Raw genomic sequence first — 14,716 nt, forward strand, 5'->3', positions numbered from 1 at the left:
GCGCTTCGGCGCAGCGCGGACGTAGCTCAGTTGGTAGAGCGCAACCTTGCCAAGGTTGAGGTCGCCAGTTCGAACCTGGTCGTCCGCTCAGCGAAAGCCCCCCGGTTCCCGGAACCGGGGGGCTTTGTCGTGGCTACGCCCAGGACGTTCCCGTGAGCCGCTCGTACGCCTCGATGTACTTGGCGCGGGTCGCCGCCACCACATCCTCGGGCAGCGGCGGGGGCGGCTGCTCGCTCTTGCGGTCCCAGCCGGACGCGGCCGAGGTGAGCCAGTCGCGCACGTACTGCTTGTCGAAGGACGGCTGGGCGCGGCCCGGCTGCCACTCGTCGGCGGGCCAGAAGCGGGACGAGTCGGGGGTGAGGACCTCGTCGGCGAGGACGAGCGTCCCGGGCTCGCCGTCGCGGGACTCGAAGCCGAACTCGAACTTCGTGTCCGCGAGGATCAGACCGCGCTCACGGGCGATGTCGCGGGCGCGGCTGTACACGGCGAGGGTCGCCTGCCGCAGCTGGGCCGCGGTGTCGGCGCCGACCTGGCGGGCCACTTCCTCGTACGACACGTTCTCGTCGTGCTCGCCGACCGCGGCCTTCGTGGCGGGCGTGAAGATCGGCGCGGGCAGCTCGGAGCCGTTCTCCAGGCCCTCGGGCAGGGCCAGGCCGCAGACGGTGCGGGACTCCTCGTACTCGACGAGCCCCGAGCCCGCCAGATAGCCGCGGGCCACGCACTCGACCGGGACCATCGTCAGGGACTTGCAGATGAGCGTGCGGCCCTCCCAGTCGGCGGGGGCGCCGGGCGGCACGTCGGTGGAGATGACGTGGTTGGGGGCCAGGTCGGCGAGCTGGTCGAACCACCACAGGGAGAGCCGGGTCAGGACCCGCCCCTTGTCGGGGATCTCGGTGGGCAGCACCCAGTCGTAGGCGGACAAGCGGTCGCTGGCGACCATCACGAGGTCGCCCGCCTCGTTCTGGTACAGCTCGCGCACCTTGCCGGTGTGCAGATGCACCAGACCCGGAACCTGAATCGGCTCGGGCTTTTCGACGAATCCGGACACGGTTCCTCCCCGTGGTTCTGTCTAAGTGGCTCGATTCTCCCGTATCGGGGAACTGGTCTTGGCCACGGGTTGCCCGGATGGGGCGTGGTGAACGCGAACGGGCCTCGGCGGTGTCCTTGGGAGCGGGCGCCGGCGGTGTCCGCGAGCGCCGTGCCTCAGTCGCGTTTGCAGATGCGGTCCAGGAGGTTGGCCGTGGCGCGCTGGACGCGTGGGTCCACATGGCCGGGGCGGTCCAGGGCCGGGGACCAGGCGAAGGTGCCCGACGCGAAGACGAGGGCGCCGGAGGGGGCGCGGTACAGCGAGGTCTCCTGGTGGCGCACGGCGCCCTCGCTGTCCTCGTACGGGGAGTGGGCGAGCAGGATGCGGCCCTGGTGCTCGGGGAGCGCGGTGCGCGGGAAGTAGCGGTCGGCCTCGCCCGCGACCAGGCCGTCGATCTCGTCGCTCTCGTGCGCGCCGGTCGCCTCCCACAGCCAGTGGTCGGCGTTGCGGACGACGAGCGGGTGCGGTTCGGGGACCCGGCCCGCGTACTGGATGCCCATCAACTGCTGCTCGGGGACGTCGACTTCGCGCCACAGCGCGGCCTTGCCGGGGCCGCGACGTTTTCGGCAGGTCAGCAGGCGGTCCGGAACGCCGGACGGCGAAGGACCCAACTCCACCTGCCAGTACATGGTGTTGGCGGAGAGGAAGACCAGGGACGTGCCCGCCTCGCGGGCCAGCTCCGTGGTACGGCGCATCGCCGCCGACCAGTACTCGTCGTGGCCGGGGAAGACCAGGCCCCGGTAGCGCGTCGGGTCGATGCGGCCCGCGTGCAGGTCGCGGGTGTCTGCGTACGCGAGGTCGTAGCCGTAGCGCTCGGCCCAGCGGATGAAGTCGTAGGCGTGGCCCACGTGCAGGGGCAGGCCCGCGCCTGCGTACGGCCGGTCGAAGGAGACCGTCGTCGCGGCCTCGCTCTCGCCGAGGAGCCGGCCGTAGTCGTCCCAGGCGTGGTAGAGGCTGGCGCCGGTGTGGCCGTCCTCCGGGTAGAGGTTGTACGCCTGCCAGGTGATGTCGGGCAGCAGGACGAGCAGGTCGGCCGAGGGGGCGACCGGCTCGCCGGGGCCCGGGAGGACGCTGTCGCGGACCGTGAAGGGGACGTGCGAGCGGTAGCCGTCGGTGGTGGTGAGGACCGCCACGTACGCCCCGATGTTCCAGTACGACGGGATCTGCAGGCGCCAGGACAGCCACCAGTGGTGGCAGGAGACCGTGCGGTCGGCTGCCAGGGGGGCGGGCTGGACGATGCCGGAGAGGCGGGGGCTCGTCGTGATCTTGCGGGCGCCGTCGCCGCTGTAGTGGCCGATGCGGTAGATGTCCACGCTGAACTGCTGGGGCGGGTCCACGGTGATGTGGAAGTCGATCGCCTCGCCGGGGGCGGCGGCTCCGGTGCTGGTGAAACCCTTGATCTGGCGGTGTATGTCGTCGGCTGTGCGGGGGCTGCCGGTGCGGGGGGAGGGGACCGGGCCTGTGGCGCCGGGGGTGTGGTCCACGTACCAGGGGACGACCTGGCCCGTGTCGTCGAAGTAGTGCTCGGCGCCGCGGAGCCAGGGCAGGGGGCCCTGGCCGAACGGGTCGGTCACGGCGTGGGCGAGGGCGCCCGACTCCCAGCGGCGGATCGGCTCCGGTCCCATGCGTTGTCCCCTCCCTCGCTCCCCCGGCCTGGGCGACACGGGTGGTGCGGCGGGGGTACGCCCTTGGCTCTGCGCTGTTCCGGCTCTGTGCTGTTCCGGCTCTGCACTGTCCCACGTGGCCGTGTCGGCTGCCGGACCCAGCACATCACATTACGCACGTGTGTCGTTACCGTTCGTCGTGAATTGGTGGGGGTGGGGTGCCTTGCCGGGGGCTCCCCAGTCCCGCCCCTTCCCGAAACCGTGGCTCCGCCCCGGACCCCGGGGGTGGGTGTCCCCTTGCCGTGAGACAGCACGCCCCCGATCGGCGCTCCGCGCCTCGTCCTCAAACGCCGGACGGGCTGAAATACAGCCGGGGCGGGTCTGAAAAGTGGCGCGGGGTGGGCTGGAGAGGTGCTGCGGGGTGGGCCGGGGAGGTGCTGCGGCGTGGGCCGTTTCGGGGCTGAGGGTGCCGGGCTGCTGCTCGGCCGAAGCAATGGTGGGGGCGGGCGGGTGGGAGAAAGCCGGTCCGGGGCTGGGGGTGCCGGGCTGTCGGGTGGGCCGGTGCGAGTTGGGGCGGGTGGGTGGGAGAGAGCCTGTCCGGCGTTTGAGGACGAGGCGCGGAGCGCCGATGGCGGGGGTGACGCCGGTGGGGCTGGGGGTGCCGGGCTGGTGAGCAGGACGGTGCGAGTTGGGGCGGGTGGGTGGGAGAGAGCCCGTCCGGCGTTTGAGGACGAGGCGCGGAGCGCCGATTCGGGGGTGCCCCCGGCGCGGGCGTGGGGTCAGACCAGGCGGACTGGTTTTTCGGGGCGGACGCCCAGCTCGGTGAGCCAGCGGCGGAGAGGTTCGGGGTCGCCGTCCTCGACGAGGGTGCGGACCCGCGGCGTGAGGTCGGCGGCCCGCTCACCCCGCATCAGGAGCGACGGCCCGTCCAACCAGTCGAGCCCCGGCGACGCCCCCGCCGTGTCCACAGCCGCACAACACACCATCGCCGTGACGTGATCGGCCAGCAACTCCCGCCCGGACCGCGGCGGTTGCAGCGGGAACAACGGCAGCACCCCGTCGTCCCACAGGGCCTCGTCCGGCCCCTGCCCCGCCGGCGCGGGCCGAGGCGGCGCCGCGGCCTCCTCCCGGGCCACCTCGGCGCTGAGCCGCGCGGCCAACTCCCCGCCCGGCCCCTCCGGGACGTCGACGACGTCGGCCGGATCGACGGCGGCGGCAAATCCGGCCTGTGCCAACTCGGCGTCCGTGAGCCCCGCTTCGGCCCCGTCGGCACCGGCGGCCTCGTCGGCACCGGCGGCCCCGTCGGCCCCGTCGGCATCGGACTCGGTGAGGCCGGACCGGGTGCGGCCGCCCCCGGCAGAACCCGCCCCGACCTCGGCCGCAGCCCGCCGCGCCATCGCCTCCGGATCCGTCAGATGCTCAAGCACCCGCCCGAGCGTCGGCCCCTTGGGATCACCCACCGTCGGATCGCTGGAGCGGCTGACGCCGAGCGCGTCCAGGACCCGATGGAGCCGCGCCGCGTCCATCCGCCACTTCCGGTCGACGACCTCGTCCGGATACTCCTGCCAGGCCACCGGCGCCCAGCCGGGCCCGGGCTCGGCGGGCCCGCCGTGGAACAGCCGGGCGGCGAGCAGCGAGGCGGCCTCGTCCACCGCGCCGGGCTCCTCCAGGAGGTCGCACGCGGGCCGCTCGCCGAGCCGGGAGGCGAACCCTTCGGCGAGGCGGTCACGCCGGGAGAGTTCGGTGAGGGCGGAGACGACGCCCGCGTCGAGCCGCGAGGGCCACCGCCCCATGCGCCAGGCGGGCAGCGCGACCCGGGTCAGGAGCCGGTCCCACCCGGCGTACGCGAGGCCGACCTGCTCCTGGGCGACGATCCGCACGCCGTAGTCCACGCTCTGGGCCCGCTCGGCCGCGGCCGCCGCGACGCCGCGCTCCATCTCCGCGGCGTGCACCCGGCAGCTGCGCAGGAGCAGCCGCGCCACCTTCCCGACACCGCCGAGGACGGTGCGCGCGAGCGGCCCGCGCCCCGGCGCCGACGCGACGGCGACGGCGGCGTCGAGGCCACGTACGAAACGACGGGCTGCGGCTATGTCGGGGTGCGCCGAGGGACCCGTACCCGCGACGACGGGGGCGAGCACGGCGCGCAGCTCGCCGACGCGCATCCACCACAGGAAGGGCGAGCCGATGACGAGGACGGGGGCGACGGGCGCGCGGCGGCGGGGCGGCCGGGCGCCCTGGATGGCCGTGCCGTGGGGCGGGGTGGGCAGCTCAGCGCGCGCTCCGTCCGGGCCGGTGCCCGTGCCGGGGGCGGCCGTGTCGGCCGGGGTCCCGTGCGCCCGGTGGGTGCGGTCCTCCAGCCAGCTGTCGCAGTCCGGGGTGAGCGCTATGGCCGAGGGGGCGGGGACTTCGAGGCGGTCGGCGAGGTCGCGCACCAGTCGGTACAGATCGGGGGCGGAGGCCTCCGTGATCGGGACGGTCGGGCTCATCGCGGGTCTGGCCCGCGCGACGACGAGGGCGACGGCCCCGGCGCCGAGCAGCACGAGCACCGCGAGCACCGTCACGGCCCAGCGCGCCGCGGCCCAACTGCCGCCGCCTATGTGCCCCATGGCCGTGGCGGCGAGCAGCACGACGGCGACGGCCGCGGGCAGCAGGGCGACGGCCAGCGCCCGGCTGCGGATGCGCAGCACGGCGAGGGCCCGGGAACGCGCGGCCCGCGCGCCCACCTCCACACCCATACCTGACACGACCGAAGTCACCCCCTGCTGCCTACAGCTCGGCCGACGGCCGGAGCCGACGGCGCACGTCGTTGGCGTTGCTCACTCCCCCACTGTGGCACCCGCCACCGACATCGCAATGCCGGTGGGCTGTTTGGCTGTGAGTGCCTTCCATGCCTTCGCCGCACCCTAGTTGGGGTGCCGGTCACCGTCAGCCGGATGGCCGACCGGTCACTCGATGGAATGGCTTTGGGCAAAGCTGGCCCGCTCCACGGAAGGCCGGTGGACGGGGCGCGGGCCCGTGGGCACGGGCCCCGGGGCAGACGTCCGGCGCGCCGACCAGGCCCGCCGCTCCGGCAAGTCGGCGGCCGTCATACGGCGGGCTCAGCGGACACCCTCCGTAACGCCGGACAGGTCTACCTCCGTAACGCCGGACGGGTCTACGGAGGACCGTAGACCCGTGGGGCACAGGGGCGGGGGTGACGGGGGGCGACCCGGGCCATGCGGGCTAAGCGGCCTCGCGCCACCCGCTCCCGTCCCGTGGGGTTACGCGGCGCCGCCCCGCGCCGCCTGCTCGGCGATGTCGGTGCGGTGCTGGGAGCCGTCGAGGCGGACGCGGCCGACCGCCGCGTACGCGCGCTCGCGGGCCTGCGCGAGGTCGGCGCCGGTCGCCGTGACGGACAGCACGCGGCCGCCCGCGCTGACGACCGCGTCGCCGTCGCGCCTGGTCCCGGCGTGCAGGACGTACGCGTCCGGGGCGTCCTGGTCCGCGACGTCGGCGAGGCCTTCGATGGGGTCGCCGGTGCGCGGCGTACCGGGGTAGTTGTGCGAGGCGATGACGACGGTGACGGCCGCGTCGTCGCTCCAGCGCAGCGGCGGCAGGTCGGCGAGGGTGCCGTTCGCCGCGGCCAGCAGGAGGCCCGCGAGCGGGGTCTGGAGGCGGGCGAGGACGACTTGGGTCTCGGGGTCGCCGAAGCGGGCGTTGAACTCGATGACGCGGACGCCGCGGCTGGTGATCGCGAGCCCGGCGTACAGGAGTCCGGAGAAGGGGGTGCCGCGGCGGCGCAGTTCGTCGACGGTCGGCTGGAGCACCGTCTCCTGGACCTCGTCGACGAGCTTGGGGTCGGCCCACGGCAGCGGCGAGTAGGCGCCCATGCCGCCGGTGTTGGGGCCCTCGTCGCCGTCGAGGGCGCGCTTGAAGTCCTGGGCGGGGCGCAGCGGGACGACGGTCTCGCCGTCGGTGACGGCGAAGAGGGAGACCTCGGGGCCGTCGAGGAACTCCTCGATGACGACGCGTCCGCAGGCGAGGGCGTGCTCCCTGGCCTGCTCGACGTCGCCGGTGACGACGACGCCCTTGCCCGCGGCGAGGCCGTCGTCCTTGACGACGTACGGCGCGCCGAAGGCGTCGAGGGCCGCGTCGACCTCTTCGGGGGTGGTGCAGACGTAGCTGCGGGCGGTGGGCACACCTGCGCCCGCCATGACGTCCTTGGCGAAGGCCTTGGAGCCCTCCAGCCGCGCGGCCTCCTTGGACGGCCCGAAGCACGGGATGCCCGCTTCCCGCACGGCGTCGGCGACCCCGGCGACCAGGGGCGCCTCCGGTCCGACGATCACCAGCGCGGCGCCGAGCTCGGTGGCGAGCCCGGCCACGGCGGCGCCGTCGAGGGCGTCGACCGGGTGCAGCTCGGCCACGTCCGCGATCCCGGCGTTGCCGGGGGCGCAGTGCAGGGCGGTGACCGCGGGGTCGAGGGACAGGGAGCGGCACAGGGCGTGTTCGCGGGCACCGCTGCCGATGACGAGGACCTTCACGGGGGTCAGCCTAGCCCGGCGGACCGGGTGCCTTTGTTCGGGCGTCCGAGGCGGGGCGCGCCCGGGGCTTGTGGGTTTCTCCAGGTGAGGGGCTCGGACCTGGAGGTTCCCTATTCGTTTGTGTACTCCTCGACGACCGTCGCGCCCAGTTCCCGCACGATCAGCTCATGGCCGGAGAGGGCCGAGTCGACCAGGTCCGGGTCGTCGTCCTCGGGGATGTCGTCCTCGGGGGCGACGTGCTCCGGGGCCCGGGACGGCGGGGCCTGGGCGGGCGTGGGGGCCGCGGGGCGCTGCTGGGGGGCGGGGGGCGCGGACGCCGACGGGGCCGGGCCCTGCTGCTGCGGCGCCGGGGACGGGGCGGGGGTCTGCGGCGGCGCGGGCTGCTGGGGCGCGGGGCGGGAGGCCACGGGGGCGCCGCCGAAGCCGCTCGCGGCGGGCGGCGGTGCCGAGCCGCCCGACGGGTCGACGATCGCCTCGACCTTCCACTGCACGCCGAACTGCTCCGTCAGTGCCTGCCGCAGGACGTCCTCGCTGCCGCTGGACGCGAAGTTGTCCCGGGCACCGGCGTTCACGAAGCCGAGCTGGAGCGTGGTGCCGTCGAACCCGGCCACCTGGGCGTTCTGGCTGAGCAGGATCCAGGTGAAGCGGCGGCGGTTCTTGACCGCGTCGAGGATGTTCGGCCAGAGGGAGCGGGGGTCGGGGCCACCGCCCGTGTACGCGGCGGCGGGGGCGGCCGGGGCCTGCTGGGCGACGGGGGCCGGGGCCGCGTACGGGTCGTGGGCGGCCGGGGCCGGGGCCTGGGGCGCGGCGGGGGCTGGGCGGGGCCGCCGCCCGCGGGGGCCGCCGTCGGCCAGCCGCCCGGGCGGTTCGCGGCGGGGGCCGCGGGGGCGGGTCCACCGGCGGGCCCACCGGCGGGGGTGCCGGTCGCGCCGCCGCTCGGGGCCGGGGCGCCGCTGCCCGGGGGAGGCCGTGGGCCAGCTTCCGGGGCGGTTGGCGGCGGGGGCTGGGGCTGGGGCGGTGGGCTCGGCGGGGGCCGGGGGCGCGGGCGGGGCTTCGGGGGCCGGGGCGGCGGGGGCGGAGGTGGGCGCAGGAGCAGGGACAGGAGCGGGCTGAGCGACGGGCGCACCGCCCCCGCCCCCGGCCTCGGCACCAGCACCAGCACCCCGTACAGCCGCACGAGCCGCGGCGGCACCGCCCCCGGGCGGCACGTCCGGACCGGCCGGCGGCACCGCGACGCCCGGCTGCCGCACCGCGGCGTGGGCCTCGGGCCCGGGCACGTACCCCATGGCGGGAGCGCCCGCCGGGCCCGCGGCCATGAAGTTCCCGCCGCGCTCCAGGCGGTCGAGGCGGGCCATCACCGAGCGCTCGTCGTCGAACGCGGCGGGGAGCAGCACGCGGGCGCAGATCAGTTCCAGCTGGAGGCGGGGCGAGGTGGCCCCGCGCATCTCGGTGAGGCCTTCGTTGACGAGGTCGGCGGCGCGGCTCAGCTCGGCGCCGCCGAACACACCGGCCTGGGCCTGCATGCGCTCCACCACGTCGCTGGGGGCGTCGATGAGGCCCTTCTCGGCGGCGTCGGGCACGGCGGCGAGGATCACCAGGTCCCGCAGCCGCTCCAGGAGGTCGGCGACGAAGCGCCGCGGGTCGTTGCCGCCCTCGATGACGCGGTCCACGACCTCGAAGGCGGCGGCGCCGTCTCCGGAGGCGAAGGCCTCGACGACGGAGTCGAGGAGCGAGCCGTCGGTGTACCCGAGCAGGCCCGTCGCCATGGCATACGTCACACCGTCCTCGCGGGCGCCCGCGAGGAGCTGGTCCATGACGGACATGGAGTCACGCACGGACCCGGCGCCGGCGCGCACGACGAGCGGAAGGACGCCGTCCTCGATCGGGATGCCCTCGCGCCCGCACACCTCGCCGAGGTAGTCGCGCAGGGTGCCCGGGGGGACGAGCCGGAACGGATAGTGATGCGTACGCGACCGAATCGTCCCGATGACCTTCTCGGGCTCCGTCGTCGCGAAGATGAACTTGAGGTGCTCCGGCGGCTCCTCGACGACCTTCAGGAGGGCGTTGAAGCCCGCCGACGTGACCATGTGGGCCTCGTCGATGATGTAGATCTTGTACCGGCTGGACGCCGGGCCGAAGAAGGCCTTCTCGCGCAGGTCACGGGCGTCGTCCACACCACCGTGCGAGGCGGCGTCGATCTCGATGACGTCGATGGACCCGGGTCCGTTGCGCGCGAGGTCGCGGCAGGACTGGCACTCGCCGCACGGGGTGGGAGTGGGACCTTGCTCACAGTTCAGACACCGGGCGAGGATGCGCGCGCTCGTCGTCTTGCCGCAGCCGCGCGGGCCACTGAACAGGTACGCGTGATTGACCCGGTTGTTGCGCAGCGCCTGCTGCAGCGGGTCGGTTACATGCTCCTGCCCGATGACCTCGGCGAACGACTCCGGGCGATAACGGCGGTACAGCGCGAGAGACGACACGTATACGAGGTTATAGGCGCCCACTGACAACCCGGACCGCCCCGGACGAAGCCCCCGCCCCCACCGGCCCCGCCGCGCGCCCCGCCCCCGGAACGCAAAGCGCCCCCCACGCACCCGCCAGAGCCGACCTACCCTTGCTGCCTTCCGGCCCTGGGGGAGTTCAGTCAGATAGCGCCACGTGAGGGGCTGGCCCCCACCCTAGCCGATCCCAGGGGGTGCGAACGAGCCCGCTCCCCCGACGGGAACGCACCAGGTCCCCACGACCGGAACACGTTCGCGAGCACCCCTCCGCGTCTTGTATTGTTTGCGGCGGAGGATTCGCCTAGTGGCCTAGGGCGCACGCTTGGAAAGCGTGTTGGGGGCAACCCCTCACGAGTTCGAATCTCGTATCCTCCGCCAGTGCCTCACCGGGCACTAACGTCGAAGGGCCCCACCGTTCGCGGTGGGGCCCTTCAACGTTCCTCACCCCTCGTTGTCCTGGTTTTTGTCCACAAGGGTCTTCGCGGCGGCTCCCCAGATCGCTTCTCCGACCTTCCGGGCCGCCTCCTTGAGCATGGGATCGGTCACGTGGAGGTACCGCGCCCGCATGCGCGCGGCACCGCCAGGCTCCCAGCCCATGATCTGGTCGATGACACGATCGGGGACACCCAACAGCATCAGCACCGTTCCGGCCGTGTGCCGGGCATCGTGAAGCCGTCCGTCTCGAACCGCGGCGGCTTGGAGCAGGTCCTTCCAGTCGTGGTAGTCCGTGTTCGGGCTGAGCGGCCCGCCCAAGCGCTTGGTGAACACGTACTCCGACTCGGTCCACAGGTCGCCGGCCGCCTTGCGCTCACGCCCCTGCTCGTCGGCGTGCGATCGGAGCATGACCACCAGCGGGCCCGGGAGCGGGACCGCCCGGCGCCCGGCCCGCGACTTGGTGTTCTTGGTCTCGCGCCGGACGTTCACGCGGGCAGGGCAGTATCCAGCTTTCCGCCCGCAGGGCTCCTCCTTCCCGCATCCGTGTGCGTACTTCGGGCGCAGACGGTTTCGCCGCAGCTTCAAGTACTCGTTGTCCAGGTCGACGTCCGACCAACGCAGGCCGAGGGTCTCCCCCTGCCGCAGGCCGAGCGCGAGCGCGAGCATCCACCGAGCGCTGTTACGCAGCCTGCTGACTTCGAGGAGCAGGCGCTGCACCTCCTCCACGGAGTACGGCTCGACCTCGTCCTCGTCTTCCTCAACTCGCGGCGGCTTCGCCAGAGCTGCCGCATTCTTCGACGCGTGGCCGCGCCGGACGGCCTCCCCGAGCGCGGTTCGGGCCGTCCTGTGAGCCTGGTGCGCGGTACCCGCTTTGCTCCCGCCCGCCTGCATGCGGCGGTACAGGGACTCCAGGTGCTCCGGCTCCAACCGGTCGATGCGGTGCTTGCCGATGCCGGGCACGAGGTGCACGCGAACCGCGACTTCGTAGCCGTCGTACGTGTTCTCGCTGACCACTGGCTTGGCGATGTTCTCGACCCAGTGCAGGAGCCACTTCTCGACCGTCCACGGCTTTCCAGGCTGCTTCGCCGCCCCCTCATCGCGCTGCTTCTCCAACCGACGCACTTCTTCGACCAGCTTCGTGCGGGTCTTGCGCGTGATGTGGCGGCGGTACGGCTCCCCGTTGTCCTTGTAGCCCATGGGCACCCGGGCGTGCCAACGGCCATCCGCGCCGAAGTAGATCGCGGATTCGCCGTTGGCACGGCGGGTGCGCTTCTTCTCGCTCACGCGGCGACGCCCTTCCGCGTCGTGGCCGCCGAGCCTCGGCACTGCTCCGCCCGCAGCTTGCGACCGAAGTCGACGACAGCTTCCGCGGGCACGCGCCTCGCACGGCCGAGCTGGACCGAGTCCAGCGCTCCCAGGGCGAGAAGCCGGAAGCAGTAGGTACGGCCGATGCTGAGGCGCCTCGCAGCCTCTTCGACGGTGAGCAAAACCAACGTCGGGTCGTCACCGAACTGGTTTGCGGTACTCAACTGGAGACCTTTCCTCAGAGTTTCGAGGCGGGGGCTCGTGGCCCCCGTCGTGTGGGTGCCGCTACTGCCGCTACCTCCGCTACCGGGCAGGTCAGGGGCCTGTTTCCGGTAGCGGAACGGGTAGCGGTAGCGGATAGGGCGAGGGCTATCGGCCGATGCGGGGCGGTCGGGCGGTAGCGGGTTGCGGCAGCGCGGTAGCGACTGGCGGTGGCGTTCCCGCTACCGGCTTCAGGGCTCTGACCTGCGAGGTAGCGGCAGTAGCGGCGATAGCGGACTCTGAGGGGGGTGGGGGGCAGTAGCGCTGCCAGGCGTCGCTGAGGTCGGCGGCGTAGTAGCCCTTGAGGACCCCCGCCCCTGACTTGATGTTGCGCGGGGAGATCGGGACGTTGTCCTCGGTCATGTACTCGCCGAGCATCTTGGCCAGGCCCCGGGGTGTGAGGGGCTTGCCGTTCATGTCGCCCCAGGGGGCTTCGTCGAGGGCGCAGAGGCGTTCGAGGATGGCGACGGTGGGCAGGCGGTCGATGCCGTTGAGCACGTAGTCCCGCAGGTCGGTCAGCAGACGTACGCCCAGGGATCCCTTGTCGTCGAGCTTGGCGGCGGCTACCAGCTCGACACAGGCCGCGCGGGCACGCTCGGGCCAGTGGCCACCGGCCGCGTCGGCAACCGCGAGGAGCGGCTCCCACACGTCGGCGGGCCGGTCGGAGACATCCTTGGGCATCTCCGGCCACGCCTGGGAGACCTGGTCGTGCACAGTGGCAGTCCAGTCGGCGAGCCGGTCGCGCAGGGCGTGGCCCTGTTTCTCGTGGACGCGTCGGCGGTATGGCTCGGCCTTCTCGTTGGGGGCCTTCTTGCGCATGCGGATGATGACCGAGCGGGTCAGGATCGTGTCCGGCAACGAGCCGAGCCCGGCCATAGCCACCGCGCAGAACGAGGAGAACCACTCGGTGCTCTGGTTGGAACCGTCGCCGACACAGCGCAGGGACTTGGCGCCGCGCCGGTAGCCCGAATTGAGGAACCCGCGGACCTCTTCATTGCCTCCGGCCTTGGGGCCGAAGACGGTGTCGATCTCGTCGAAGAGGAGGGTGGGGGTTCCTGCGTCGGCCTCCACGAGCCGGAACAGGGCGTTGGCGGAGGCGTTGACCGTGGTGGCTGCTCGCGGCGTGAGGGTCTCCACGATCTCCAGGGCGCGGGACTTGCCGGAGCCCGGCTCGGGGGAAAGGAAGGCGAGGCGGGCAGTGCCGTCGAAGGCGTCGATGAGGTGAGCGTGCGCGTCCCACAGAGCCACGGCCACGTAGGCGGCATCGGTGGGGAAGACGTTGAAGCGGCGGTGGAACGCTTCGACCTCGTCGAGCAGGGCCGCGCCGTCGATAGGCGGCGTGGGCGAGTTGGTGCTGGTCATGCGGCGTTCCTCCCTTCTGAGGTGGTGCGGAGTGGGCAGAGGGAGCGGTGGGCGGTGTGGTCGGCAATCAGGGCGAGCACCTTGGTGCGGCCCACGGCGCTGTGGTCACGGCCGCACAGGCACCGTGAGGTGGCGGTGGGGATGGCGCCGCGGGGCGCGTTGATGTGCAGCCAGGCCACGGGAAATCGGCCGTCACCGGGCGGTGGGGCGCTCGGGGGCTGGTCGGCGGGAAGGGCTGAAAGGACGGCCTGGCGGCCGTCGCCCTTCGTGCCACGGCCCTCGTCGGGGCCTTCCGTACGCGGGCGCGCACGACCCGGCCTGCCGAGGAAGAGGGGCTTTTCAGGGGGGAGGTGGGGGCTCATGCCGTCTGCCGGGGGCGGGCGGTGCGGATCGACCAGTTGAGGGCGGAGCGCAGGGTGGAGCGGCACTCGTACGCCTTGAGCCCGGCCGCCTCCCCCGCTGCCTGAAAAGCCTCTTCGACCTCGTGGCGGTCGATGTCGCCCCAGGCCACGAAGCGCCCCATGGAGCGGGCGGAGGCGAACAGCGTTGCCTCCCTCGCCCCTTCAGGTGCGGTCGTGATGGCGGCCTGTTCGCGTTCGAGCGCCACGCGGGCCAGGCGGGTGGCGTTGCGGGACGGGGTGATGGCTGCCGGGGTGCCGGGCGTCGGGGCGGGCCGGAGCGTGTCGAGCAGCCAGGCGGGCAGTTCGGCGACCGGCGCGGTGTTGGTGACCTCGTAGGCGTGGCCGTCGATGGTGCTGCCCGCGGCGAGGACGTAGCCGCCCCATGCGCGGGTGTCGACCAGGTCGGCCAGACGGCTGGCGGTGTTGGTCAGGCGCAGGCCGGGCGGGGCGGTGAAGTACAGGTGGTGGCCGCCGGTGGGCGTCCGCACCGTGTAGGTGACCGGGTAGGGCTGTCCGGCGCGCTCGCAGAGCGCCAGGAAGTTTGCCGCGCCGCAAGGCGCGTCCGAACTGCCCTTGTCCTTCGGGACGTCCAGGTCGACGACGACCAGGTCGGCGGGCCCGGTGGCGATCCCGACGTTGAACGGGCTTACCGACCAGGCGCTCTGGATGCGCTGGCGGTCGCAGGTGGCGCGCTGCTCCCACTTTTGGTGGCCGGCGCTGCAGTCGCCGGTGCGGGGGCAGGTGCGCTCGCCGTGCAGGGCCGGGCTCTTGGCGCCGGGCCGCAGCGGGTGGACGGGCCAGCCGCGGGCGGCGGCGGTCAGCGCTGCGGACAGCAGCGCGGGGGTGGCGGGGTGTGGCATTTTGGAGGTTCTCCTGTTCTGTCACAGGGACGGGGAGAGCCGGGGCGGACGCGGTTCTTTGGCGAGAGAGCGTCCGCTCCGGGCGTTGCGGATGGTGTGCGGGCAGGGCAGACCACGGCGACCGGCAGCCGTGGAGCGGCGGCCGACGCGATCCACCTACGAGGGTCCGGAGGATGCCCGGTTTCGCTAACCGGGACTTCGCCGCTATGTTTCGCCCCGCGCGACAGCCGCCAGGGCTGGAACGAGGGAACGCGAGAGCGTCCGCGAGGCGCGCTGAGCAGGGCCTTCGAGCGGAGCAGCGGCGAGCAAGATGGAGGCTCGGACACTCCGAGCCGAGCCCGGCCGAGGCCGAGCAAGTTGGTGCGAAAGCATAGCTTTCG

At 73.3% G+C, this 14,716-nt stretch carries 9 protein-coding genes, 2 tRNA genes and 1 other RNA gene; 2 read left to right on the forward strand and 10 right to left on the reverse strand.

Annotation, left to right across the window (positions count from 1 at the left end):
* The first annotated feature begins 15 nt into the window (after nt 1-15).
* Nucleotides 16-88: transfer RNA gene (locus tag AB6L24_RS23730), tRNA-Gly, on the forward strand.
* Between the two features lie 45 nt (nt 89-133).
* Here AB6L24_RS23730 and AB6L24_RS23735 read toward each other — a convergent pair.
* The 6 genes from AB6L24_RS23735 to ffs form a co-directional block, all read right to left on the reverse strand.
* The gene (locus tag AB6L24_RS23735) at nt 134-1,048 is read right to left on the reverse strand and encodes a phosphoribosylaminoimidazolesuccinocarboxamide synthase (RefSeq protein WP_405658178.1); all 915 of its coding nucleotides are present in this window, start codon (nt 1,046-1,048) and stop codon (nt 134-136) included.
* A 155-nt stretch (nt 1,049-1,203) separates the two neighbouring features.
* Complete coding sequence (locus AB6L24_RS23740; RefSeq protein ID WP_405658181.1) at nt 1,204-2,712, reverse strand: N,N-dimethylformamidase beta subunit family domain-containing protein; 1,509 nt, start codon at nt 2,710-2,712, stop codon at nt 1,204-1,206.
* 758 nt (nt 2,713-3,470) lie between these two features.
* The gene (locus AB6L24_RS23745) at nt 3,471-5,426 is read right to left on the reverse strand and encodes a hypothetical protein (RefSeq protein ID WP_405663284.1); all 1,956 of its coding nucleotides are present in this window, start codon (nt 5,424-5,426) and stop codon (nt 3,471-3,473) included.
* A gap of 525 nt (nt 5,427-5,951) precedes the next feature.
* Complete coding sequence (purD, locus tag AB6L24_RS23750; RefSeq protein ID WP_405658183.1) at nt 5,952-7,211, reverse strand: phosphoribosylamine--glycine ligase; 1,260 nt, start codon at nt 7,209-7,211, stop codon at nt 5,952-5,954.
* A gap of 110 nt (nt 7,212-7,321) precedes the next feature.
* The gene (locus AB6L24_RS23755; RefSeq protein ID WP_405658185.1) at nt 7,322-9,691 is read right to left on the reverse strand and encodes a DNA polymerase III subunit gamma and tau; all 2,370 of its coding nucleotides are present in this window, start codon (nt 9,689-9,691) and stop codon (nt 7,322-7,324) included.
* Between the two features lie 92 nt (nt 9,692-9,783).
* An RNA gene (ffs, locus tag AB6L24_RS23760) (signal recognition particle sRNA small type) lies at nt 9,784-9,882 on the reverse strand.
* 120 nt (nt 9,883-10,002) lie between these two features.
* On the opposite strand from ffs, the gene AB6L24_RS23765 reads away from it, so the two are divergent.
* Nucleotides 10,003-10,090: transfer RNA gene (locus AB6L24_RS23765), tRNA-Ser, on the forward strand.
* A 63-nt stretch (nt 10,091-10,153) separates the two neighbouring features.
* Here AB6L24_RS23765 and AB6L24_RS23770 read toward each other — a convergent pair.
* The 4 genes from AB6L24_RS23770 to AB6L24_RS23785 form a co-directional block, all read right to left on the reverse strand.
* Nucleotides 10,154-11,431 carry a tyrosine-type recombinase/integrase gene (locus AB6L24_RS23770; RefSeq protein WP_405658187.1) on the reverse strand — a complete coding sequence of 426 codons (1,278 nt, stop codon included), beginning with the start codon at nt 11,429-11,431 and terminating at the stop codon, nt 10,154-10,156.
* Nucleotides 11,428-11,676, reverse strand: a complete 249-nt coding sequence (locus AB6L24_RS23775) for an excisionase family DNA-binding protein (protein WP_405658189.1) — start codon at nt 11,674-11,676, stop codon at nt 11,428-11,430. The genes AB6L24_RS23770 and AB6L24_RS23775 overlap by 4 nt, the downstream gene beginning before the upstream one ends.
* A gap of 145 nt (nt 11,677-11,821) precedes the next feature.
* The gene (locus tag AB6L24_RS23780) at nt 11,822-13,075 is read right to left on the reverse strand and encodes a DUF3631 domain-containing protein (RefSeq protein WP_405658191.1); all 1,254 of its coding nucleotides are present in this window, start codon (nt 13,073-13,075) and stop codon (nt 11,822-11,824) included.
* Nucleotides 13,076-13,433: 358 nt separating this feature from the next.
* On the reverse strand, nt 13,434-14,336 hold the full coding sequence (locus AB6L24_RS23785; RefSeq protein ID WP_405658193.1) for a bifunctional DNA primase/polymerase: 903 nt from the start codon (nt 14,334-14,336) through the stop codon (nt 13,434-13,436).
* Between the last annotated feature and the right edge of the window lie 380 nt (nt 14,337-14,716).

The sequence above is a fragment of the Streptomyces sp. RK9 genome (assembly GCF_045070545.1).
Lineage (GTDB): Bacteria > Actinomycetota > Actinomycetes > Streptomycetales > Streptomycetaceae > Streptomyces > Streptomyces alboflavus.